This window comes from Streptomyces sp. NPDC003038 (genome assembly GCF_040611115.1).
Classification (GTDB): Bacteria; Actinomycetota; Actinomycetes; order Streptomycetales; family Streptomycetaceae; genus Streptomyces.
In genome coordinates this window covers 1-20,629 of record NZ_JBEXNN010000039.1, presented here as the reverse complement: position 1 = coordinate 20,629, position 20,629 = coordinate 1, and the positions used below count along the sequence as shown (strand labels likewise).

Here is a 20,629-nt window from a genome sequence, read left to right as displayed (position 1 = left end):
ATGGAAGACATCGAACTCGATGATCCGCGCGTGCTCACCCTGGCCAAGGCGCACCAGCAGGTCGTCCACGAGTCCGTGTGGCACATCGGCTCCGCCCCGTCCTGGGAGGCTCTGAACGAGGCGCAGAAGAAGGCAGCCGTCATGGAGGCCCGGGAGTGGCTGCGCGCCGCCGACAGGGCGGGCCTCCTCGGTCCGGCCCGAGCCGCGGGGTGACCGGTCGGCGGACCGGCCCCTGAGCCCACGGCACGCCAGCCCCCCGGCCGGCGGCCGTGGGCTCAGGGGCCGGTGAGGGGACGGAGTGTGTCCGCGAGGGGTTGGCGCTGATGGCCGTGCCATTCGCAGAGCAGGACGGTGGCGTCGTCGCCGAGTTGTCCGTCGTGGTGGTGGAGGACGGCGCGGACGAGGCGGCGCAGGGTTTCCGGGACGGGGAGGGCGTCGGCCTGGTGGCGGATGATGAACTGGACGAAGTGGTCGAGGCCGAACTCACGGCCGGTGCGGTCGCGGGCTTCCGTGATGCCGTCGGTGTAGAGGATGAGACGGTCGCCGGGTTCGAGCTGTTCGCGGTGCACCTCCGCGGGCAGGCTGAGGTCGGTGCCCAGGGGGTGGCTGGGCGGGCGCTCCAGGGCGGTGATCCAGCGTCCGGCCCGGATGAGGATGGGCGGTGGGTGGCCGCAGTTGATCCAGGACAGCAAGCCGGTCGCCATATCGAGGTCGGCGAGGACCGCGGTCGCGTAGCGGTCGAGGGTGAACTGCTCGATGAGCATGGCTTCGATGCCGTCGCGGGCCTGGCTTAGGCTGGCGCCTTGGCGGCGCTGGTTGCGGCAGGTGGCCATGGCGAGGTTCGCGGTGAGTCCGGCGGCCGTGTCGTGGCCCATCGCGTCGAAGACGGCCAGGTGCGCGGTGTCGGCGGCCAGGGCGTAGTCGAAGGCGTCCCCGGCGGTGGCGTAGGCGGGCTCCATCGCGGCGGCGATGGTGACGCGAGGGCTGGCGAAGGTGCGGGGCGGCATCAGCGTCCACTGCATCTCCGCTGACACGGACATCGGTTCCAGGCGGGTGAGGCGGGCGTAGGAATCGCTGTGGGACCGGGTCGAGACCACGAGCATGCCGACCAGCGAGGCGAGGTCGCTCATGGCTTCTAGTGCTTCCGCGTCCGGCTCGTCGTGGGTGCCCACGGCGATGACGCCCAGGCGTTCGGTGCCGTCCAGCAGCGGCAGCCACTGCACCGGACGGCCGCCGGTGGTGCCGGCCAGCACGTGCATGCTCTGGAAGACGCGCCCGGCAAGAGTGGCGTCGATGCGCAGTTCCCGGCCTCCGTGCCCCGCGTCGATTCCCCGGCCGGTGACCTCGCGCAGCATGTCCTCGCGCAGGTCGGACAGGTAGATGCGGACGGGGTCGAAGCCGACCCGCGCGGCGTGCTCCGCCACGAGAGCGGGGAGCTGCTCGAAGGTGGTGAGGTGACTCGCCCGGAGCAGGCCTCTGATCATGCGGGTGAAGTCGGGTGCCGAGGGGGTCCGGCCCCCGCCCGGGTCCGCAGAAGGGGGTGGGACCGGAACGTCTCCGCCGGTCGTCATGGGCGGGCCGCGTCCGGTACCAGGCCGGGGCCCGGGTGGGGTTTGGCGAGGATCGCCTGGGTGGTGGACGCGTAGAGCCTGGGCGCCGACCTGCCGCCGCCGGCCCCCAGCAGGCGCCGCGATTCATCCGTCGGCGTGACCACGGCCAGCGAGGCGCCGACGGCGGCGCAGAGGCGATGCGCGCGGTGGACCACACTGATCGCGGCGGCCGAGGCGGGGCATCCGGCGAGTTCGAGGACCACGTAGTCGGCGCGGTGGGCGTGCAGGAGGCGCCCGATCTCCAGCGCCGTGGCGGCACGGTTGCCGATGTCGATCGGACTGTGCAGGGAGATGACCAGAACGCCCTGGTCTACGGCGTGGGTGAGCAATGGCGGTCCTCGATGACATGTGGGCCGGTGGTGAAGGCCCATCCCAGCCGATATCTGCCCGCTCGTCCGTACGCCACACTCACCCGTACGCCGTTCGCCCCCGTACGCTCGCGCCGGCGCGGTGAGGCGCCGGCGCGAGCGTACGGGGGGAGGGCGGAAGCGCTGCCTTCGCGCGGGGAGCCACTCCGGGCGCCGCCCCCGTCCGGTGTCGCTACCGGGTGCACGGGACCGTCGATAGTCTGGGAGAGCGACGTTTACGCGGTCCCGGAGGCCGGCCATGGCCCGTACACATCGCTTCCACGTGGATCTGGAGGGCCACTCCGTCACGGTTCTCCTCGAATGGCCCGGGCACGAGATCGAGGTCCTGGTCGACGGCAAAGTGGTGGCCTACCGACGTAAGCCCGAAAGGAACGGCACGCTCCTGCACGCGGAGCTCCCCACCGACCCGCCGCAGCCCCTCACCATCCTCGTCGAGGACATGGGTGACACCCCCTTCTGCTCGCTGGTGACCCCCGACGCCCGCTACCGACGCTTCCTCATGCCCGAGGTGCCCTGGAAGACGCACGAGAGCCGACGGCGGCTGCCCCGGAGGTCTCTTCGACGACTGGTTCGACAACTGCTCCGACGACTGCGCCGGTTCCTGCGCCGTCTGCGCGGCTGACGCGGGCGCGGGCGCAGACGTGCGGCATCCTCACCCCGGTCCGTACCGGCGGCCCCGTGACCGCCTCTTGGAGCCTCCCCTTGAAGCTTCCCCCGCCTCGTGAAGCCTCCCTGTCGAAGGAGCCCGGCCATGGCACGGGTAGTGGTGCAGGAAACCTCCATCGTCGTGCGCCTGTCCTGGTGGGAGAAACTCCTCGCGCGCCGCCGCGAGGTGCGGGTCCCGCTCCATGCCCTGCGCCGGGTGTACATCCAGCCCGACTGGTGGCGTGCGCTGCGGGGTTCATGCGGCAGAGGGGTCTGGATCCCCGCGCGGCGATGCGTCGGTGTCCGGCATCTGGGGGAGGTGAAGGACTTCGTGGCCGTCCGCGCCGACGCACCGGTGCTGTGCGTCGAACTGGGCGCCCCGGCGGCCTTCAGCCGCCTGGCGGTGTCGGATCCGCACCCGCAGGAGGCACTGCGCGCCCTGGAGCGCCGGGTACCGCACAGCCTCGTATGACGCAGCGCCGCCCCGGCCCCGGGTCCCGGGCGGAGCCGTCGGACTCACTCGCGCGGCCGGGTGGCGGCGAGCCATGCGAGGGCGCGGTTGACGTCGGAGTCCGAGACGATGCCTACGAGACCTCCGCCGACGGGGTCGAGGACGAGGACCCGGCGTTCCTCGGCGGACGCCAGGCGCGGCAGCACGTCGCTGACGGACTCGCCGGGAGAGGCGATGGCCACCCCGTCGAGCGGGCACATCACCTCGCCGATGGTGACGCTGTGCCGCTGGTCCCGCGGCACCCGGTCGATCCTGGCGGCCGTCACCAGCCCCACCGGTGCCCCGTCCGCCGCCACGACGGGGAAGGCCGTGTGGCGGTAGTGGCCGAAGGGGGCCCGCGCGAGGAACTCCTCGATCGTCAGGCCCGCGGGTACGGTCACCGGATCCTCGCTCATGAGCTGGCGGACCGACACACCGGCGAGCGCCCCGCGCAGCTGTGCCTGCTGGCCCTCCGCGGTGGCGGCGGCGATCATGAATCCGCCGACCAGTGCCAGCCACAGCCCGGACAGGGTGCCCGTGACCAGCATCGAGACGAAGCCGTAGAAGACCAGGACCCATCCGAAACCGCGGCCGGCGGCGGCGGCCACCACGGCCGCCCGCACGGGGTCCCCGGTACGTTTCCACACGAATGCCCGCAGCAGCCTCCCGCCGTCGAGCGGCGCGGCGGGAATGCTGTTGAACAGTGCCAGCAGGATGTTCATCCCGGCGAGCCAGACGAGGACCTCGACCACCAGGCCGGGACCCGTCAGCAGCCCGAGGCCGGCGGCCAGGAGCCCGAACAGGATGCCGAGCACGGCACTGGTCAGCGGGCCGACTCCGGCGATGCGCACCTCCGCCCGGGGGGTGGGGGCCTCACTCTTCAGCCGGGCCACGCCACCGAGCATCCACAGGGTCAGGTCCTCGACCTCGACGCCGTGGTGGCGGGCCACCACGGCGTGGGCCAGCTCGTGGGCCAGCAGGGAAGCCACGAAGACCACTGCGGCCGCCATGCCCAGCGCCCAGTACACGGCCGTCGGGTGCCCCGGGTAGGCGAACGGCAGCCGGCCCTGGGCCAGGGCGAGAGCAACCAGGAGAAAGATGACGATGACGCTCCAGTTCACCGCCACCCGCACTCCGGCAATCCGGCCCAGCGTGAACGTCTCCCTCACGGCGCGCCTCCACTCGCTTCACTCCCGTACGGACCACACGGTCAGCCGGGATTCCTCTGGGCGGTGGCGGCCCCCGTACGCACAGCGCGGTGAGGGCGCGGGCCTCTACGAGGACAGAGGAGACGAGGCGTTCACGCCCTACCGCCCGGTGTCGTCCGTGGCGTCGCCACCCTTCCCGGCGGGGTCTGCGGAACCGGGGGAACCGGCCGTCCGAGGCGATGCCTTCCGCAGGCGGTCGATCATCCTCGATGCCTCGGCTTTGGTCAGATCCCGCGGAACCTCTTCGCTCGCTTCCCTCGCCAGGGTGTGCAGGTAACTCAGCTGCGGGCCGGTGGCCGGCTCGTCGCCGGTCACCCAGTCCTCCACGTCCTTGCTCGGGTTCTGCTCGCTCTTGCTCGGGTTCTGCTCGCTCATGCTGTCCGGCTACCCACTTTTCGCCGCAGGTCTCCTCCAGCCACGGGCCTGCCGTTCCCGGCGGGCGCCCGCCCGAGTCGGGGGAGGCACGCCGGGTAGACGGAGGGCATGAGCGAGTGGCGGCCGCTGTCCTACCGGCAGGGGTACTTGCCGATCGAGGACCACAGCCTCGTCGGCGACGGTTCCGCCTGCGCCGTGGTGGGGCTCGACGGCTCGGTGGGCTTCTTGTGCCTGCCTCGATTCGACTCGCCGCCGCTGGTCTGCGCCCTGCTCGACCGCAACCGGGGCGGCGAGATGGTCCTCGCCCCGGACGGCCTCCGGGAGGCCCGCCAGCACTACGTTCCGGACACGGGTGTGCTGGTGACCGACATGCGGTCGGCCGAGGGCGCGGTGAAGGTGACCGACGCCTTCCTCCTCCGGCCGGGGGCGGTCCTGGAGGAGGACGCCCCTGCGGGGACGGGAACGTTCCTGCGCCAGGTCGAGGTCGTGCGGGGCAAGGTGGAACTGAGGGCGACCCTCCAGCCGCGCGGCGGGGCCACCGTCCGCGCGGGCGGCGATCCGCTGGGCGTGCGGCTCACCTGCCCGCTCCAGGGCGTGACGGTGACGCTGCGGTCCTCGCGACCGCTGCCCGGGCCGGCGGGAACGCTGAGCCTCTCCGAGGGAGAGCGCTTCCACGTTTCGCTTCAGTGGAACGACTCACTCCAGTGGAACGGCTCACTTCGGGGGGACGACGACACGGTGCCCGGACCCCTGACGGCGGCGAGTGACCCTTTCCTGGAGACGGTGCGCGCATGGCGCCGATGGACGGAGCATTTGCACGACGACGTCCCGCAGCAGGCCCTCGTCCGGCGATCGGCCATCACGCTGAAGATGCTCGACAACGTCGCGAACGGCGCGATCGTCGCGGCGGCGACCTCGTCACTGCCCGAGCGGATCGGCGGAAACAGGAATTGGGACTACCGCTACGCCTGGATACGCGACGCCGCCTACGCCGTCTTCGCCCTGCGCCGGATCGGCCTGCCGGTGGAAGCCGGGGGCTTCGTCACCTGGGTCCTGGATGCCGTGCACTCCTCGGGCGGCCCCAGGGTCGTCTACGACATCGACGGCCTGCCGCCTCCGGCCGAGATCACGGACCCGCTGCTGGAGGGCTACCGCCGCTCGGCGCCGGTGCGCTGGGGCAATGCCGCCTCCGAACAGGTCCAGCACGACGCCTACGGCGAGATCCTGGACTGCGCCTTCCAATGGGCGGCCACCGGCGGCACCCTTTCGCCCGCCCTGTGGGAGCGGCTGTGTGCTCTGACCGAGCGGGCCGGCTCGGCCTGGGCCCGACCGGACCACGGCATCTGGGAAGTGCGGGCGGCGCCCAGGCCCTTCACCTACTCGGCGGCCATGTGCCAGGTGGCCCTCCACCGCGCCGCGCGACTGGCCCGCCGCCTGTCGCTGCCGGGCCGGCCCGACGTATGGGAACGCCAAGCGCAGCACATCACCGACCGCATCCTGACCGATGCCTGGGACCCGGAACAGGAGGCGCTGACCGAACATCTCGGCCCGGGCGGCGGTCTCGACGCCTCCCTCCTCGCCCTGCCGCTCCGACGTGTCCTGGCGGCCGACCACCCCAGGATGGCCGCGACCTGCCGGGCCATCGCCGAGCGGTTGGACGCCGGCGGCGGCCTGCTCTACCGGTATCTGCCCCAGGTCTCTCCCGACGGCATCGGGGGACCCGAAGGCGCCTTCCTGCTGTGCAGCTTCTGGCTCGTGGACAACCTGGCCGGCCAAGGGCGCGTCGAGGAGGCCAACCTGCTCTTCGAGCGACTGTGCTCCTACGCCGGCCCCACGGGCCTCCTGCCCGAGCAGATCCAACCCGGCGACCACATCTTCCTCGGCAACTTCCCCCAGGGCCTGAGCCATGTCGGCCTGATCTCCTCAGCCGTCGTCCTGGGCCGCATCGAGCGGGGAATACGCCCCGAACTCTCGACCCACGCGTGGTTCGGCTGAGGGGATGAGAGCACCCCTGCCCCGAAGAGGCCAACGGGCGCAAGCCGACAGAAGGGAAACGCGGCCCCCTACGGCCGAGACCGGTCCCCTCAGGGAACCGGGGGCAGGCCGGAAACCGGGGTGGGCCCGCGGGCGTCTCTGTTGCCGGGGTGGTGTTGGTGGCAGAGAGGGACCCGCAGGGGCGACGGTTCGCCGGGGCCGTGCCGCTCGTGGCCGCGGCGGCCGTGTCCGGCTGGGCCCACTGGTGCTTCGCGAGCTCTTCGCCGCCGTCGGGCGTGGTCGCCGTGGTGGGCGGGGCGGTCCTGATCGCGGGGGCCTGCGTGGCGTACTTCGTTCTCGCCGGCGGCAGTGGCGGTTTCTTCGGGGGGCTGCTCCTCGGCTTGGGGCTGCTGCTGACCGTGGCGGCCGTGGACCAGGCGGCGGCGCGCGGCGAGGTCGCCACCTGTGTCGTACGCGAGGTCCACACCAAGACCCAGTATTCCTTCGGGGAGGGCGCTCCCGAGAAGACCTTGTACCGTCTCGTGCTGCGCTGCCCGGGCGGCTACCCCACCGATCTCAAGGACGACCGGGCCCTTGCCGCCGTGGGCGAGGACGTGCGGGTGGCCTACGACCCCGAGCGCCGGGTGTCCCCGGCCGCGGAGGGCGAGACCAGGCCGTGGAGAGCCGCTCTGTGCGCCGTGGGCCTGCTCGCCCTCAGCACGACGATCGCCCTGCGCAGGCGCGCCCCGGACCAGTAGGGGGCCGGCCGACCCGGTGCACGTGTACGCGACCGTCCGCAACGGCCCACGTCCTCAGGCCTTCACGAGGCTAGACGGCGACCACGCAGTCGTCGGAGCTGCCGGTGCCGAGAATGCTGACGATGCCCGTGGTGCCGTCGCCGAAGAAACGGGAGAAGAGGCCCGCGGGGCGCCCGCCGAACAGCAGCGGCCCGAACACCGGGGCCACATCGGCGTCGTGTGCCTCGTCCGACCCGTCAGTGATCACCGCCAGTCTGCAGGTACGCGGCTCCACGAACTCCTGCACCACACTGGTGCCCGTCTCCGCGGCCGCGGCCACGGCCGCCTCCCAGTCCGCCTGGGCCGTCTCGCGGCCGATGACGACCTGCTTGCCGCTCATCCCGATGCTCTCCTTGAGGACCAGCGACTCCCGGTTGGCCACCGCGTGGCGGACGAGGTCGACCTTCCGCCCACCCCGGTTCGTCCACCGGTGGGAGACGATCCGGGTCCAGGGCAGATACCGGTCGACCAGGGCCCGTTCGGCCGCGCTCATCCACGGCCGGCCCTCCGACAGCATCCCCATGGTCAGCTTGCTGGACAGGAACGTGGAGGTCTGTGTGCCCACCAGCAGGCAGCCGTGGTCCAGCGCGGCCTGCACCGGCGCGGTGTCGATGCCGAGCTCGGCCCAGTCCGGGATGGTGAAGTCCCGCAGCCCCAGCGGGTAGCGCAAGTGCGGCGGGCAGTCCCAGGCCTCGTGCAGATCCTCCGGCTCGAAGAAGCGCGCGGTCAGCCCGTGGCTGTTGAGGTAGTCAGCCTGCATGTCGAAGTACCGGGTGAACCCGCCCTGGTCGCGGGCGCTGCCCAGCAGGGCCACCCGCGGCGGCGCCCCCAGCTCGGCGCACAGGTCCCGGAACATCTCGGTACGGACGGCGAAGGGGTCCTGCGAGAAGAACGGCACCCGGCCCAGGCCGTCGGCGTAGAGCTCGCGCCACACCTCCAGTCGGGAGTGCACCTCCACCGACCCGCCGAGCGCCCCGCTGACGTTGAACTCCAGGAACTGCGGCCCGCTCGGGCCGATCACGACGTCCGGGCGGGTCACGCAGTCGGCGTACCGCTCCTCGACGAACTGGTCGTCCACGAACAGCCGGTGCTCGCTCAGCGGCATCTTGTACGCCGCCAGGCGCCCCGCCGTGGTCGGCGCGCTCTCCAGCGCGGTGCGGCGCACGAGGTCCACCAGGGCCGCGGACACCCGGAACAGCTCGGCGTAGGACGCGTGCGGCAACGCGATCGGCGCCGCGGGCAGCGTCGACTGGTGCGGCCAGCCGATGTCGCGCATCCCGGTGCGCAGCATCTCCCGTATCGTGCCCGCGGGCGCCGGGGCCGGCGCCAGCCTCAGACTGCCGAACCACGGGTGCCCCGAGGCCCCTTGCGTACCGACGTCCTGGAGCATGCTCATCCGCCTTCCTTCCTCTCCGCGTCGCACGGGAGACTGTGTCTGAGATCGGTCATGGGCCACCGCACAGGGGAGAACGACGCATGACGCTGCGCCACGTCAAGGACAACGAGTACGTCGAAGAGCACGGCGGGGACTACGAGGACTTCGAGCCCGGCATGGTGATCCGGCACTGGCCGGGCCGGACCATCTCGGAGACCGACAACACCTGGCTGACCCTGCTGACCATGAACCAGCACCCGCTGCACTTCGACCGGCACTACGGCGAAGGCGCCGAGTACGGGCAGGTACTGGTCAACAGCGGGATCACCCTGTGCCTGGTCGGCGGCATGACCGTGCAGGCCCTGTCCGCGCGGGCGGTGGCCAACCTCGGCTGGGACAAGGTCCGCCTGAAGGACCCGGTGTTCGTCGGGGACACGCTGTACGCGACGAGCCGGATCCTCGACAAGCGGCTGTCCAAGTCCCGGCCGGGGCAAGGAATCATCACGGTGGAGACGACCGGCACGAAGGCGACCGGCGAGACCGTCATCGTGTTCGAGCGGTCCTTCATGGTCCGCTGCCGCGAGGCGCGGTGAATCACCCGGCGGCGCTCGCGGCCTCGTAGAGCGCGGCCGCGGCGGCCGTGTCCTCGATGGCCATTCCCACGCAGCGGAACACCGAGGTCCGGCCGTCCGGCGCCGTCGTCCCGTTCACGAGTTCCCCCAGTTCGTGCAGCTCGTCCTTGCCGATCAGCCCGCCGGCCAGCGCGGCCCGCACCTCGCCCGCCTCCTCCACCGCGGCGGCCCGTTCCTCCACGACGACGAACGCGGACGCCAGCAGCGCCGGGTCGACCTCGATGGCGTCCTCGTGGGTCCCGCCGATCACGTTGAGGTGGGCCCCCGGCGCCACCCAGTCGGCCGCCACCAGCGGGATCCGGCCGCTGGTCGAAGTCGTCGTGCAGATGACGGCGGCGTCGGTGACGGCTGCCTTCGCCGTGGGGCACACCGTGACGTCGACCGGCCGGCCCGGTCGGCCCGGGTCGCCCGCGGTGTCGCGGATCCACTGCGCGAAGACCTCGGTACGGGCCCGGGTACGGGAGAACACCCGGACCGAGCGGATGGGGCGGACGGCGGACACGGCCCGCACCAGCGCACGGGCCTGCACCCCGGCGCCGATGACGGCCAGGTCCTCGGCGTCCTCGGGCGTGCACCAGCGGGTCGCCAGGCCCGCGACGGCGCCGGTGCGGACGGCGGTCAGTTCGGCGCCGTCGAGCAGTGCCGTGATCCGTCCGGTCTCCAGGTCGGTCAGCACGACCACGCCGTGGATCAGCGGCAGCCCGCGGGCCGGGTTGTCCGGGGTGAGCGTGGTGATCTTGACGCTGCCCACGCCGCGCCGCTCCCAGACCGCCGCTGCGGCCAGCAACTCCCGCCGCCGGCCGTGCTGGACGACCGTCCGGGGCGGCGACTGCGTCCGGCCCGCCGACAGGTCGCCGAAGACCTCGGCCAGCGCGTCGATCACCCGCACCAGCCGGTCCGTGCCCGCCATGTCCCGGGCGGGGATGTTCAACGGCCCGGTCATACGGCGGCCTTCCGGGTGCTCAGCTCGGCCACGACGTCGGTGATCAGGTCCTCCTGCCCGGCGATGGCCTGTCGCCTGCCGAGCTCGAAGAACACGTCGCGCGGGTCGACCCCGGCGCGCCCGGACAGATCGAGCACCTGGTGCTTGAACCCGGAGAACACCCCGGCCAGGCCACTGACGATGCTCAGCGAGCCGGTGACCGGCGGCGCGGGCATGAGCTCCCGCTCGGCGAACTCGGCGGCGTCGAGCAGGGCGTACAGATCGATGCCGGTCTCGAACCCGCTGCGCTCCAGCACCGGCACCAGCACCTCCAGCTGGGTGTTGCCCGCCCCGGCGCCGAAGCCGCGCGCGCAGCCGTCGATGATCCCGGCCCCGGCCGCGGCGGCGGCCACGGAGTTCGCCACGGCCATGCCGAGGTTGTTGTGGCCGTGGAAGATCACGGGAACGCCGAGAGGCCCGACCGCCCCGGCGATCGCGCCGATCCGCTCGCTGACGTCCCGGGGCAGGAAGTGGCCGGCGGAGTCCATGATGCCGACCGCCCGCGCCCCGTACCCGACGACGAGCGCGGCGTGTTCCGCCAGCTCTGCGGGGGTTGCCATGTGACTCATCATCAGCACGCAGTGCGCGTCCGCGCCCGCCTCGCGAAGGAAGTCGAGGTGGCGCTCGGCCAGCGAGGTCTCGGTGCAGTGCACTCCGATGCGGATCACGTCGGCGCCGTGCGCGATGGCCTTCCGCAAGTCGTCGCAGGTGCCCCAGCCGGGCAGCATGAACACACCCATCCGGCTGTGCCGCAGGGCTTCCCGCACGGTCGACAGCATCAGGTCGTCGCTGACGGCGGCCCGGCCCACCTGGAGGGAGGAGGCGCCCAGCCCGTTGCCGTGGCCCACCTCCACCACCGGGATCCCGGCCGCGTCGGCCGCCTCCGCGTACCCGCGCAGCGCGGCGACACCGAGCTGGTGCCGTACCGCGTGCTGACCGTCACGCAGCGTGGGATCGTGGATCACCACGGCACTCATGGGCGCACTCCCGTCCCGGCGGCCGGGGCGAGCCGGGCCGCGTGCTGCTCGGCGACCAAGATGGCCGCTGAGTTGATGATGTCCAGGTTCCCGGCGTACCGGGGCAGCACGTCGCTGTCAGCGATGACCTCCAGGGAGACGACCACCCGGTCTCCGGTCACCGTGCACGCGACGACCTCGTAACCCGGCGCGAACGCCCGTACCTGCCGGGCCGCGTCGGCGACGACGGCGCGTACCGCCTCGGCGGTCGCCCCCGGGACGATCGCGTGGACGGCCGTCCGGAAGATCGCCGGGGGCACGGCCGGGCTGATGTTGAGGATCGCCTTGGTGTCGGCCACACCGGAGAAGGTGGCTATGGCGTGCCGGGTGGTCGCGACGTACTCGTCGAGGTTGAGCCGCGTCGCCCGGCCGGCGATGCTGCCGGCCACGGTGGAGACGACCTCGATGTACTCCACCTCGAACCGGCGGGCGAGCGCGTGCGCGATCGGGCTCGACGCCTGCCCGCCGCAGCTGATCAGGCTGACGTTGCGCTCGGCCGGGGGGTGCGTCCCGGTCACGGTCGGCACGACCATCTGCCCGACCCGGCTGGGGGTCAGGTCGATCAGCAGCGTGTCCAGCGGGCGGAGCAACCGCCAGTGCTCGGCGTGCGACATCGCGTTGGTGGCGTCGAAGACCACGGCGAAGGGGCTCGGGGCCGCGAGGAGCGCGTCGATGCCGCCCGCGGTGGTCGGGTAGCCGAGCGACGCGGCGTACCGCAGGCCCGCGGAGTCCGGGTTGCGCCCGGCCACCAGCGCGCATTCCAGTACGGGGGAGCGGTGGATCTTGCTGACCAGGTCCTGGCCGATGGCCCCGGTGCCGATGACGGCGACGGAGATGGAGATGGGCCGGGCGGTGTCCGAACCGGCGCCGGACCCGTTCCGGGCGATGGCCCCGCGCTCAGTGAGGGGCACGGCCCGCCTCCTCACGGTCGGCGCGGTCCGGGCCGAACCGTCCCGACCAGGCGTCCCCGAGGGCCACCGTGGTGCGGGCCAGCCGGGCGAAGGGCGGGCCGACCATGTTCCCGTCGAGGACCGCGATCCCGCCGTCCGCCTCCCGTACGGCTTCGGTGACCCGGCGCGCCAGCCGCAGGCCGTCCGGCCGAGGCCGCAGGGCCCGGTTGATCGCGTCGAGCTCGCCGGGGTGCACGGCCGCCTTGCCGTGGAAGCCCAGTTCGCGCACCCGCTCGATCTCCTGCGCCAGCACCCGCGGCTCGGAGAGCCGGAAGTTGGCGGTGTCGATGCAGGCGGCGCCGTGCCGGGCGGCGGCCAGGGCCATCGCCTGCCGGGCGGAGAGCAGCCCCGACCAGGTGATCTCGATGCCCAGGGTGGCGGCCAGGTCCGCCGAGCCGAGGAGCAGCCCGTCCGCGGCCGCGGCGATCGCGTCGATGCCGGTGATGGCCTCGACGGTCTCCACGGTCACGTAGATCTCCGGGTGGGCCCCGGCCGAGGCGAGGATGTCGCGCATCAGCGTCACCTCGACCGCGGACTTCACCATCGTCATCACGAGGAAGCCCGGTCGCACGGGGGACCCGGTGAGCATCACCAGGTCGTGCACCGCCTCGACGGTGCCGAGCTCGTTGACGCGTACGGCGAGGTTCGCGGGCTCCGGCGCCTTCTCCAGCGCCGCCCGGCACACCATCCGCGCCGCGGCCTTCCCGGCCGGCGGGACGGCGTCCTCCAGGTCGATCAGGTGCACGTCCGCGTCGTAGGACCAGGCTTTGACGACCCGCTCCAGGGACAGCGCGGGCGTGTACAGGATGCTGCGCGGGATCGCCCGGGCGGTGCCCCTCATCTGGCTGCCTCCGGCGGCAGCGGGGCTGCCTTCGGGGCGCCCACTTCGGCGAGCACCGCGCACAGCCTGCGGATCTGGTCCTGGGTCTGGCCGGCGCGCATCATGACGCGCAGTCCCGCCGTACCGCGCGCGACGATCGGGAAGAACACGGGGGAGACGTAGAAACCGGCCTCGAAGACCCGGCGGCCCGCCTCGATCACCGTCGAGTCGCTCATCGGCACGAGCCGGATCGGGAAGGTGTTCCCCGTCTGGTCGGTCCGGATGAGCGAGTCGAAGAGCGCGATGTTGCCGTAGAGCCGATTCTGCAGCGTCGTCAGTTCGGCGGTCCGGTGGATCTCCGCCGAGGCGAGGCCGGCGCCGACCGCCGGGGTGTTCAGGAGCTGCGAGTAGTTCAGGGCGCCGCCGAAGCGCTCGATGATGCGCAGCGTCTCCTTCTCGTACCCGTCGAGCACGATCGCCGCTCCGCTGGTGCCGAACGCCTTGTTCAGGGTCATCACCACGATGGTGCGCTCGTCCAGCACCGGGCTGTGCGAGCGGACGTAGCCGACACCGCGTTCCCCGTATGCCGACAGGGAGTGGGAGTCGTCGTAGTAGACGAGCAGGCCGTACTTGTCCTGCAACTCCGCCAGCTCCTTGACCGGCGCGTATCCGCCCAGGCTGTCGCTGCCGTCGCAGACATAGGCGACGCGGGCGTACTTCTTGCAGGCGTCCTCGATGAAGTCCAGGTCGTGGTGCGGGGAGGTGACGACCTCGGTCTCGTCGGCGCAGACGGGCTTGAGATGGGCCATCGACACGTGGGCGTTCTTGTCGAAGATCATCAGCGGACGGGTGCCATTGCCCAGATGGCCGGAGGCGATCAGCGGAAGGAGGCCGAAGGTCGCGGTGCTCGCGGCGATGGAACAGACGACGTGGGCGCCGAACAGTTCGCCCAGGGACGTCTCCAGCTCCAGCATGGCGGGTATCTGCACCCGGCTGCGGGCGATGCAGTGGTCCAGTACGCCGTAGCGCCGCAGCGCGTCGATGCCGCCCTCGACGACCTTGGGGTGGGAGTCGAGGTCCAGGTACGAGCAGCAGCTGAAGTTGATGAACTCGTGGTCCGCGTCGATGAATTCATGTCCCGCGCCGGTACGCAGGACGCCCCCGCTGTAGTCGGCCACGATGCCGGCCAGCCCGTTGCGCTCCGACATGTCCCAGAACTCGTTCCCGATGCCGATCAACGTGTCGTTGTTGCGGTACCGGTGGGTCGGAGTGATGGTCTTGCGGTCGGTCATGACGCCGCCTCTACGGGCTCGTAGTTGTAGACACCCTTGAGCTTTCGGTACGCGGCCGTGTAGAGCGCCACGCCCAGCACGTACGGCCTGCGCAGGATCTTCGGATCGCGCAGCCAGAAGTTCATGTTGATGTTCATCTCGTCCAGCGACTCGGCCTGATGCCACCAGCCGAGCGGCAGGTAGAGCATCTGTCCCGGCTCCAGGATCAGTTCCCGGCGCTGGGCCAGCTTGGAAGCGAGCTTCGGGTAGCGACGCCAGTCCACGTCGTCGAAGTCGAAGACCTGCGACTTGTCACCGAAGCCCTGCTTCAGCGACCTCGGGTAGTACTCCCAGAACCCCGGGGGCGCCAGGACGAACCGCTTGCGGCCCTCCAGGGCGATGTTGAAGTTCTCCAGCTCGTCGAAGTGGCTCTGGGTGAACACGCCGCGGTGGCTGATCCAGAGGTTGGCCGCGTTCATCGAGCGCCGGTAGTCGAACAGCTTCCCGGCGTCGAAGCCGAGGATCGCGTTGACGTCGGCGGGGTTGTTTCGGATGTTCGACACGATCCGGTTCCAGGTACCGGGGTCGCTCTGGTACCGGTCTTCCTCGAAGAACTCGCGGAGCGGTATCTCCTTGGTGGTCCACCGCCGCGCGTTCTGCTTGTTGCTCGGCTCGGTGAACAGGGTCACCGTCATGTCCCCGAGGCGCTCGGCCACGCCCTTCCTGCCGAGCCCCTCGGTGCCCCGCGGCAGGGTGATCACCACCGGGACGTCGGCCCGGATGAGGGCCTGCGGCCCGAAGGCCGTGAACTCGTCGAACGAGATGCGGGGAACCGGCAGGCCCCCGAGACGGTCGTGCTCGGACACGGGCTGCTGAGTGCTCACAATCCTGACCTCTTTGTCATTGTTCCGATGCCGCCATTTCCGAAGCCGGTTCCGGATCCGTCTTGCTCCTCCGCAACGCCGGCTGTCCCGCGAGGCTCAGTACGAGGGCGACGACCCCGCCGCCGACTCCCGCCCACGCCGCCAGCGCGGAACTGTCCAGGTCTGCCAACAGCCCGCCCACGGCCGTGCCCGAGGCGATGCCGAGGGCGCCGCAACTGGTGAGCCAGGAGAAGGCCTCCGAGAGGGAGCCCTTCGGGGCCAGTGACTCCAGCAGCGTGCTGCCCGCGATCAGCGCCGGGGAGATCGCGATTCCCGCGAGGACGGCGCACAGGGCCATCACGAGGGGGGAGTCGGCGTAGGCCAGGGGAAGCGCGCCGAGCGTCAGCAGGCAGGTGGTGATCGCGAGCAGCCGTGCCTGCGGGAGCCGCCAGTCCACCGCACCGTAGATCAGGCCTGCGATCAGACTGCCCACCGCGATCAGCGACAGCAGTACGCCGGCGAACCCGGGTGTCGACCGCTCCTGGGCGAACGCGATCATCGTGACGTCGACCGCGCCGAACTGGAAGCCCATCCCGGCGTAGGCGATCATCAGCACCCACACGCCGGGCACTGTGATCGCCCGCTTGGGGACCTGGCCCGGGGCCGGCTCGTGCGCCGGCTCGGACCGGCGGTGCAGCGCGACGGCGACGGAGCCGATGGTGGTCAAGGAGACGCAGACGATCAGGCCCGCGGCCGGGTGCACCGACGATGCCAACACGGTGACCAGCAGCGGCCCGAGCAGAAAGATCGTGTCGTCCAGCATGGACTCCATGGCGTAGGCCGTCCGCAGCGCTCCCTGGTCGATCATCGCCGCCCACCGCGCACGCATGAACGAGGTGAACGAGACCGAGGTGCACCCGGTGGCCACGGCCGCGATGACCATCAACCACAGCGGGGCCCTGAGCACGATCGCCACCAGCAGCAGCGTCATCCCCACGACATGACCGAGGCAGGCGAAGAGCAGTACCCGCCGCTGGCTGAGCCGGTCGGCCAACCGCCCGAACACCGGGCTGGCCACCCCCTGCGAGATCAGCATCGCGGCCGCCACCGTGCCCGCGTCCGCCAGTGACCCGGTGACCGCGGAGATCATCATCAGGCAGGCGATGGACCGCATCGCGATCGGGAACCGGCCGATCATGCCCCAGAACGCAAGCGAAGCGGCGCCCGGCCTTCGCAGCACTCGCAGGTAGGAACCGAGTCCGGAATTCGCCCCCGACGCAGCTTCGGACACGACGCTCCCCCCTGTATAAGACGCCAACGTGCCAGTTTTCGCCGCCACTTGACTGGCCGAGGCGAGGTCAACGGGTCCAACCTCGCACATTGCAAGGCTGGTTGAGGGCTGACTGTGAAGGCGAACCTAGTTGAGCCGATCTGGCCGACCCCATGGACAGATGGCGTAAACGGCGCGCTGGATTTCAGACAAACGTATGATGCGGGCCTGTGCGCCGTCTGCCAGGGTCACTCGGCAGCGTGGACGAGATCCGCGGCGGCCCGGATCTTCCGTAACGGCGCGGCAGTTGACGTACGGCATCGCGCCGGCGCCGCGCGGAAACCGGGACCCGCCCCGGACTGGTCCACCCCTACGATGGCTGCCGGCCGCATGCGATTCAGGAGGCAGGCGTGACCGATCGATTCAGGAGGCAGGCGTGACCGAGCTGACGTCCGAGAGCCAGGAGCTCCAGGCCCCGGAGACCACCGAGGGCGAGCAGGCCGAGACCATAAAGCAGCGGAAGAACGGCTTGGAGCGGGGCGTGAGCGACGAGCTCGCCGAGAACATGAAGCAGGGCTGGGACGACACCGAGCGGCACGACCTGGAGCCCATCCCGCAGGCGGCGCACACCGCCCGCCGCCGCACCGAGCTCTCCGCCCGCTTCCCGGGCGAGCGCCTGGTGATCCCCGCCGGCAATCTGAAGGTCCGCGCCAACGACACGGATTACCCCTTCCGGCCCTCCTCCGACTACGTCTACCTGACCGGCGACCAGACCGAGGACGGCGTGCTGGTCATGGAGCCCGGGGAGGACGGCGGCCACCGGGCCACCGCGTACCTGCTGCCCCGCTCCGACCGCGAGAACGGGGAGTTCTGGCTGTCCGGCCGGGGCGAACTGTGGGACGGCCGGCGCAACAGCCTGACCGAGAACCAAAGGCTCCTCGGCCTGCCCTGCGAGGACATCCGCAAGCTGGCGGACAAGCTCAAGGAGGCCACCGGCCCGGTCCGCGTGCTGCGGGGCCACGACGCCGGCATCGAGGCCGCCCTGCACGACAAGGTGACCGCCGAGCGCGACGAGGAGTTCCGGGTCTTCCTCTCCGAAATGCGCCGGATCAAGGACGACTTCGAGATCGCCGACCTGCGCTTCGCCTGCGAGGCCACCGCCCGCGGCTTCGAGGACGTCGTCCGTTCCCTCGACAAGGCGCAGGCCACCTCGGAGCGGTACATCGAGGGCACCTTCTTCCTGCGTGCCCGCGTCGAGGGCAACACCGTCGGCTACAGCACGATCGCCGCCGCCGGCCCGCACGCCACCACCATCCACTGGGTGCGCAACGACGGCGCCGTACGCTCCGGCGAGCTGCTGCTGCTCGACGCCGGCGTGGAGACCCGCAACCTCTACACCGCCGACGTCACCCGCACCCTGCCCGTCAACGGCCGCTTCACCCCGCTCCAGCGCAAGATCTACGACGCGGTGTACGAGGCACAGACGGCCGGCATCGCCGCCGTCAAGCCCGGCGCCGGATACCGCGACTTCCACGAAGCCGCCCAGCGGGTGCTCGCCGAGCACCTGGTCTCCTGGGGTCTGCTGGGCGACCTGACGGTGGAGAGGGTCCTCGAACTCGGTCTGCACCGCCGCTGGACCATGCACGGCACCGGCCACATGCTCGGCCTCGACGTCCACGACTGCGCCGCGGCCCGCACTGAGCTGTACGCCGACGGCACGCTGGAACCCGGCATCGTGCTCACCGTCGAGCCGGGGCTGTACTTCCAGGCGGACGATCTGACCGTGCCCGAGGAGTACCGCGGCATCGGCGTCCGGATCGAGGACGACATCCTCGTCACCGAGGACGGCAACGAGAACCTCTCGGTCGCCCTGCCCCGGCAGGCGGACGAGATCGAGGCCTGGATGGCAGACCTGAGCGCCTGACACCCCGCCGGGGCCCTGCTCATCACCGCGCGGCTCACGACCGGCGCCGCCTCGCCGCAGCCGGGGGACGGCGCCGTGGCGCGCCCCCTGGGGCGTGGTGCCGCACAGACCGCGGTCGGGCCGCGTCCGGCACCCGGAGCGTCTGCCGGACCTCCTCGGTCACCACCGGCACGGTGCCGTCGCCGCATACCCGGACCCGGACGCGCGCTCGGCCGATCTCATGAACGGTTCCGGGAGACGGGCCACAACCCGCCCTGGTGGGTCCAGACTTGTGCCACCGGCAGCAAGGCGCCCGGTATCCAGGGAGGTGGCGCGTTGGCAAGCGAAGCTCGTAGGCCCGTCCAGACCATGCGGCCCGCGGTGGAGAAGACGTACGGTCCCGACGACCTCAGCGCGGTGCCCGTCTTCGCCGGCGGGTTCATCAACTTCGGCTACTGGCGCGGTATCGACCTCGACGGACCCCTTTCGGAGGACGACCGCGTCCGCAGCCAGCAGGACCTCTACCGGCACGTCCTCGACACCGCCGTCGCCGTCGAGGGCCGCCGAGTACTCGAAGTCGGCTGCGGGCTGGGCATCGGCTGCGCGCTCGCCCTGGAGGAGTACGGGCCCGCGCACATCACCGGCATGGACATCCACCCGCAACAGCTCCAGCGGGCCCGGCAGGCCAACGCCCGCCTGCTGGGCGTGCGGCCGGAGCGGCTCGCCTTCGTCCAGGGCGCGGCCGAGGACCTGCCCTTCGGCGACGAGGAGTTCGACTGCCTGTACAGCGTCGAGGCGGCCCAGCACTTCCCGGACCTCACGGCGTTCGCCCGGGAAACGGCGCGGGTGCTGCGGCCCGGAGGCCGCGCGGTGATCACCAGCTTCTTCACCGTCGACAACGCCCCCGACCGGGCCGACCGGCTCGCGGGACTGCTCGACTCCTACGCCAGCGGGCTGGACATCGCCCGCCCCGTCGCCCACCTCACGGACGCCCTCACCCGGGCCGGGCTCACCCATGTGCGCGCCGCCTCCATCGGACCGGACGTCTGGCAGGGCTGGGACCGCTGGCTGGCGCGCCTGTGGAAGCCGGGCACCTGGCCCCGTAACTTCCTCCGCGCCTACCGGCAGGGCCTTCTCGACTACTACGTCATCGCCGCCGACCGGCCGTCGAGGTGACGGTGCGTCCCGCGGACCCCGGACACCCTGGTCCCGTGAGAGCGCGCCGGGGCGGAGCCCGGCAGATCGCGCGCCCGCCGGGGTGCCGCACGAGAGATCACCCGTACGCGACCGCGGGGTGACCGGGTTTCCCGCAGGGCCGGAGGTAGACAGGAGGGGGCGAGGGCCGTCTGGAAGAGTCCTGCTCCTTTATCCACCGGGCTTCGCACAAGGGACCGTACATGGTGACGTCGACTGAACCTGTGACCCCCATCCCCGTGCGGGGACGCGGGTGGGGGAGTGTGCTGGTCTCCTGGATCACGACGACCGACCACAAGAAGATCGGGCACCTGTACCTGATCGCGTCGTTCGCGTTCTTCATGTTCGGCGGGGTCCTGGCTCTCCTGCTCCGGGCGGAGCTGGCCCGCCCGGGGCTTCAGCTGATCTCCAACGAGCAGTACAACCAGACGTTCACGCTGCACGGCACCATCATGCTGCTGCTCTTCGCGACGCCGACGTTCGCCGGTTTCGCCAACGCGATCATGCCGTTGCAGATCGGCGCACCGGACGTCGCCTTTCCGCGTCTGAACATGCTGTCGTTCTGGCTCTTCCTGTTCGGCGGTCTGATCGTGGTCGCGGGCCTGGCCACGCCGCAGGGCACGGCCGACTTCGGGTGGACGGCCTACACGCCGCTCAGCAGTGTCGAACGCACGCCGTTCGTGGGCGGCGACATGTGGATCATGGGTCTGGCCTTGGCGGGCTTCGGGACGATCCTCGGCGCGGTCAACTTCATCACCACGATCATCTGCCTGCGCGGACCCGGTATGACCATGTTCCGGATGCCGATCTTCACGTGGAACATCCTGCTCACCTCGGTGCTGGTCCTCTTCGCGTTCCCGGTGCTCGCGGCGGCGCTGCTGGTGCT

General features: G+C 71.3%; 21 protein-coding genes. 9 read left to right on the top strand and 12 right to left on the bottom strand.

What is annotated here, in order from left to right; all coding sequences use genetic code 11:
* Entirely contained in the window at positions 1-213 is a 213-nt protein-coding gene (locus ABZX75_RS30380; RefSeq protein WP_355416137.1) for a hypothetical protein, read from the top strand.
* Between the two features lie 62 nt (positions 214-275).
* On the opposite strand, the gene ABZX75_RS30375 is transcribed toward ABZX75_RS30380, so the two are convergent.
* A complete protein-coding gene (locus tag ABZX75_RS30375) occupies positions 276-1,484 on the bottom strand; it encodes a PP2C family protein-serine/threonine phosphatase (protein ID WP_355416135.1) in 1,209 nt (402 codons plus the stop codon).
* Positions 1,485-1,567: 83 nt separating this feature from the next.
* On the bottom strand, positions 1,568-1,939 hold the full coding sequence (locus ABZX75_RS30370; protein WP_355416133.1) for an STAS domain-containing protein: 372 nt from the start codon (positions 1,937-1,939) through the stop codon (positions 1,568-1,570).
* Between the two features lie 277 nt (positions 1,940-2,216).
* Here ABZX75_RS30370 and ABZX75_RS30365 point away from each other — a divergent pair, with 277 nt between their 5' ends.
* The gene (locus ABZX75_RS30365) at positions 2,217-2,600 is read left to right on the top strand and encodes a hypothetical protein (protein ID WP_355416131.1); all 384 of its coding nucleotides are present in this window, start codon (positions 2,217-2,219) and stop codon (positions 2,598-2,600) included.
* Positions 2,601-2,729: 129 nt separating this feature from the next.
* Positions 2,730-3,095 (top strand): hypothetical protein, encoded by a 366-nt coding sequence (locus ABZX75_RS30360; protein ID WP_355416129.1) that lies wholly within the window; start codon positions 2,730-2,732, stop codon positions 3,093-3,095.
* Between the two features lie 44 nt (positions 3,096-3,139).
* On the opposite strand, the gene ABZX75_RS30355 is transcribed toward ABZX75_RS30360, so the two are convergent.
* Positions 3,140-4,282 (bottom strand): site-2 protease family protein, encoded by a 1,143-nt coding sequence (locus tag ABZX75_RS30355; protein WP_355416127.1) that lies wholly within the window; start codon positions 4,280-4,282, stop codon positions 3,140-3,142.
* A gap of 138 nt (positions 4,283-4,420) precedes the next feature.
* Complete coding sequence (locus ABZX75_RS30350; protein ID WP_355416125.1) at positions 4,421-4,696, bottom strand: DUF3072 domain-containing protein; 276 nt, start codon at positions 4,694-4,696, stop codon at positions 4,421-4,423.
* Between the two features lie 108 nt (positions 4,697-4,804).
* Between ABZX75_RS30350 and ABZX75_RS30345 the strand changes: the two genes are divergently transcribed.
* Positions 4,805-6,691: a glycoside hydrolase family 15 protein gene (locus tag ABZX75_RS30345; protein WP_355416123.1), complete on the top strand. Its 1,887-nt coding sequence runs from the start codon at positions 4,805-4,807 to the stop codon at positions 6,689-6,691.
* Between the two features lie 158 nt (positions 6,692-6,849).
* Complete coding sequence (locus ABZX75_RS30340) at positions 6,850-7,428, top strand: hypothetical protein (protein ID WP_355416121.1); 579 nt, start codon at positions 6,850-6,852, stop codon at positions 7,426-7,428.
* A gap of 70 nt (positions 7,429-7,498) precedes the next feature.
* On the opposite strand, the gene ABZX75_RS30335 is transcribed toward ABZX75_RS30340, so the two are convergent.
* Positions 7,499-8,863: a hypothetical protein gene (locus tag ABZX75_RS30335; RefSeq protein WP_355416119.1), complete on the bottom strand. Its 1,365-nt coding sequence runs from the start codon at positions 8,861-8,863 to the stop codon at positions 7,499-7,501.
* An 80-nt stretch (positions 8,864-8,943) separates the two neighbouring features.
* On the opposite strand from ABZX75_RS30335, the gene ABZX75_RS30330 reads away from it, so the two are divergent.
* The gene (locus ABZX75_RS30330) at positions 8,944-9,435 is read left to right on the top strand and encodes a MaoC family dehydratase (protein WP_355416117.1); all 492 of its coding nucleotides are present in this window, start codon (positions 8,944-8,946) and stop codon (positions 9,433-9,435) included.
* Position 9,436: 1 nt separating this feature from the next.
* Here ABZX75_RS30330 and ABZX75_RS30325 read toward each other — a convergent pair whose 3' ends face one another.
* From ABZX75_RS30325 to ABZX75_RS30295, 7 genes are all read right to left on the bottom strand, one after another.
* Positions 9,437-10,417 (bottom strand): ornithine cyclodeaminase family protein, encoded by a 981-nt coding sequence (locus tag ABZX75_RS30325; RefSeq protein ID WP_355416115.1) that lies wholly within the window; start codon positions 10,415-10,417, stop codon positions 9,437-9,439.
* Entirely contained in the window at positions 10,414-11,433 is a 1,020-nt protein-coding gene (gene dmpG / locus ABZX75_RS30320; RefSeq protein WP_355416113.1) for a 4-hydroxy-2-oxovalerate aldolase, read from the bottom strand. Before dmpG ends, ABZX75_RS30325 begins: the two co-directional genes overlap by 4 nt.
* A complete protein-coding gene (locus ABZX75_RS30315) occupies positions 11,430-12,308 on the bottom strand; it encodes an acetaldehyde dehydrogenase (acetylating) (RefSeq protein ID WP_355416191.1) in 879 nt (292 codons plus the stop codon). The genes dmpG and ABZX75_RS30315 overlap by 4 nt, the downstream gene beginning before the upstream one ends.
* A 61-nt stretch (positions 12,309-12,369) precedes the next feature.
* Positions 12,370-13,263, bottom strand: coding sequence for an aldolase/citrate lyase family protein (locus tag ABZX75_RS30310; protein WP_355416111.1), 894 nt, complete (start codon positions 13,261-13,263; stop codon positions 12,370-12,372).
* Positions 13,260-14,534, bottom strand: coding sequence for an aminotransferase class I/II-fold pyridoxal phosphate-dependent enzyme (locus ABZX75_RS30305; RefSeq protein WP_355416109.1), 1,275 nt, complete (start codon positions 14,532-14,534; stop codon positions 13,260-13,262). The genes ABZX75_RS30310 and ABZX75_RS30305 overlap by 4 nt, the downstream gene beginning before the upstream one ends.
* Entirely contained in the window at positions 14,531-15,397 is an 867-nt protein-coding gene (locus ABZX75_RS30300) for a cupin-like domain-containing protein (RefSeq protein ID WP_355416107.1), read from the bottom strand. The genes ABZX75_RS30305 and ABZX75_RS30300 overlap by 4 nt, the downstream gene beginning before the upstream one ends.
* A 16-nt stretch (positions 15,398-15,413) precedes the next feature.
* Entirely contained in the window at positions 15,414-16,574 is a 1,161-nt protein-coding gene (locus ABZX75_RS30295) for an MFS transporter (RefSeq protein ID WP_355416105.1), read from the bottom strand.
* 517 nt (positions 16,575-17,091) lie between these two features.
* Here ABZX75_RS30295 and ABZX75_RS30290 point away from each other — a divergent pair.
* The 3 genes from ABZX75_RS30290 to ABZX75_RS30280 all read left to right on the top strand — a co-directional run.
* A complete protein-coding gene (locus tag ABZX75_RS30290; protein ID WP_355416189.1) occupies positions 17,092-18,570 on the top strand; it encodes an aminopeptidase P family protein in 1,479 nt (492 codons plus the stop codon).
* A 315-nt stretch (positions 18,571-18,885) separates the two neighbouring features.
* On the top strand, positions 18,886-19,725 hold the full coding sequence (locus tag ABZX75_RS30285; protein ID WP_355416103.1) for a methyltransferase domain-containing protein: 840 nt from the start codon (positions 18,886-18,888) through the stop codon (positions 19,723-19,725).
* 221 nt (positions 19,726-19,946) lie between these two features.
* Positions 19,947-20,629, top strand: a 683-nt coding sequence (locus ABZX75_RS30280; RefSeq protein ID WP_355416101.1) for a cbb3-type cytochrome c oxidase subunit I, incomplete at its 3' end; no start/stop codon positions are given.